Source organism: Paenibacillus sp. MZ04-78.2, from assembly GCF_024213375.1.
Classification (GTDB): Bacteria; Bacillota; Bacilli; order Paenibacillales; family NBRC-103111; genus Paenibacillus_G.
On record NZ_JANAVJ010000101.1, the window covers coordinates 1 to 2,595 of the forward strand.

Consider the following 2,595-nt stretch of genomic DNA (forward strand, 5'->3'; position numbering starts at 1 on the left):
TGGCAGTTTACCACCGACGAAGCAAGAATCAAACTAAAACGTCTTTACCCACAATTTAAGGATTGATGGTGTACTAGGCTTCATATTTTATAAGTATCTTTCGGACAGGGAGTTAAAGTTTCTGAAAGAAGATGGCTTTCCCCAGGAAGACATCGAGACGCTTATTGAATCTGATGCCGAAACCGTAAAGTATATTCGTGAACGTATCGGATATTTTATTGCGTACAAGGACTTGTTCTCAACCTGGCTCAAAATGGGCAAAGATTTCGATGTGTCTAATGTCACAGATGCTTTGTCAGCATTTAACCGTCTGATTAATCCCTCTTATAAGATGGTATTCGAGGGTATATTCAATACCTTGCAGGTTGGTTTGAGCAAACTCGGTGACAGCTCCGCTTCTAGAACCAAGGCGATCAGCGATCTGATTCATATGATTAAAGACATTCCAATGAATGGAAGGCAGGACTACGATGTCCTTGGCTTCATTTATGAATATTTGATTAGCATGTTTGCAGCCAATGCCGGAAAGAAGGCAGGCGAGTTTTACACGCCGCATGAAGTATCCCTTCTTATGTCCGAAATTGTTGCAGGTCATTTAAAGGACAGGTCGGAAATCAACATTTATGACCCGACGAGCGGTTCGGGCTCTCTTTTGATCAATATTGGTCGTTCTGTTGCCAAGTATATTGATGATGAAGACAATATCAAGTATTTTGCACAGGAATTAAAGCAGAATACATACAATTTGACTCGTATGAATTTAGTTATGCGCGGCATTCTTCCGGATAATATCGTAACCCGAAATGGTGACACTTTGGAGGATGATTGGCCATACTTTGATGAAGCCAACCCGATTGAAACGTACAATCCACTTTATGTGGATGCAGTTGTTTCCAATCCTCCATATTCTCAGCATTGGGATCCGAGCAATAAGGAAACAGACCCACGCTACGCACGTTTCGGACTCGCTCCAAAATCAAAAGCCGATTATGCTTTCCTGCTTCACGATTTGTTCCATCTTAAGCCGGATGGCATCATGACGATCGTTCTTCCGCATGGTGTCCTGTTCCGCGGCGGTGAAGAGGGCGGGATTCGCAGAAATTTAATTGAAGGCAATCACATTGATGCTATCCTAGGGCTCCCCGCCAATATTTTCTTTGGCACCGGTATTCAGACGATCATCATGGTGTTGAAACAAAAACGTGAGAATACTGATGTTCTGTTTGTTGATGCATCCAAAGGCTTTATGAAAGCTGGCAAGAACAATAAGCTCAGAGCGTCTGATATTAAGAAGATCGTTGAAACCGTAACGACCAGAGCCGATCTTGACAAATTCTCAAGAAAAGTCAGCCGTGAGGAAATTCGTAGGAATGAATATAACTTAAATATCCCTAGATATGTTGATTCTTCAGAAGGCGCAGAGAAATGGGATCTCTACGCTTCAATGTTCGGTGGCATTCCTATGAGCGAAACTGATAAACTCGACGCGTACTGGAGTGCTTTTCCGGGATTGAAGGAAGCATTGTTTACATATGGTGCTGGTCCTTACGCTGAATTGACAGTTGGCAATATCGAACAGACTGTCAACGAGCATCCTGCTGTAAAAGCTTTCATTTCCAACTTCATGGATGCCTTCGGAGACTTCGAAGGTTTCATGAAAAGCGAGCTTATAACCAATATGGCGAGCCTGAATATTTCAAAAGAAGAGGCAGTATTGAGTGCTGAAATTTTTACCCGACTTGCCTCCATTCCGCTTATTAACAAATATGAAGCCTATCAATTTCTTGCTGATGAGTGGGCAAAAACATCCGTTGATCTTGAAGTCATTCAAACAGAGGGCTTCAACGCTGTCAAGAAGGTTGATCCCAACATGGTCATCAAGAAAAAGGACGGCAAAGAGGAAGAAGTCCAGGATGGTTGGATCGGCCATGTCATTCCGTTTGAACTTGTACAGCGGACACTTCTATTGGATGAATATGAAGCGGTCATGCAAAAAGAGGGTCGCCTTGCCGAAATCTCCTCTGAATATGTTGAAATTCTCGATTCACTTTCCGAAGAAGAAAAGGATTCAAATGTGACAAACGAGTCCAATGATGCGTTCGTCGCTAAAGAAGTCAGCGAAAAAATAAAAGAAATTTATGCTGACGTCGATACCGAGGAAATTAAGGCTCTTAACGCTTATATCCTACTTTCCAGGAAAGCCGAAAAACTTGCCTTTATCAGTGCACACGACGAAGTCGTATGGTCCAATATGGAAGTAAGCCACGATGGCACCTATGCTAAAAAAACAATAATTGCTTATTTAGCAGAACTTCAATCTGTTTTTGAATTCCCGGAAGAATCCTTTGAAGCAAAAATTATAAAAGTAAATAGGCTGATGGCCGAAGAAAAGGAAGTAAAAGCACAAGTAAAAGCGGATGCCGCAGCTTTGCATATAAAAACCAAGGAAGCTATTGAAGCGCTGTCCGACGAGCAGGCGCTGGAATTGCTTGAACGAAAATGGATTGTTCCGCTTACGGGTAAGCGTCAAATCCTCCACACCTAGAAAAACGACGGGATTCATGAGATCATATACGTAACTGATTACGACGCACA

The 2,595-nt window shown here is 42.4% G+C and carries 1 protein-coding gene; it reads left to right on the forward strand.

Going from position 1 to position 2,595, the window contains the following annotated elements:
* Positions 1–82: 82 nt before the first annotated feature.
* Positions 83–2,545 carry a type I restriction-modification system subunit M gene (locus NLX71_RS26145; RefSeq protein WP_309248996.1) on the forward strand — a complete coding sequence of 821 codons (2,463 nt, stop codon included), beginning with the start codon at positions 83–85 and terminating at the stop codon, positions 2,543–2,545.
* Positions 2,546–2,595: the final 50 nt, after the last annotated feature.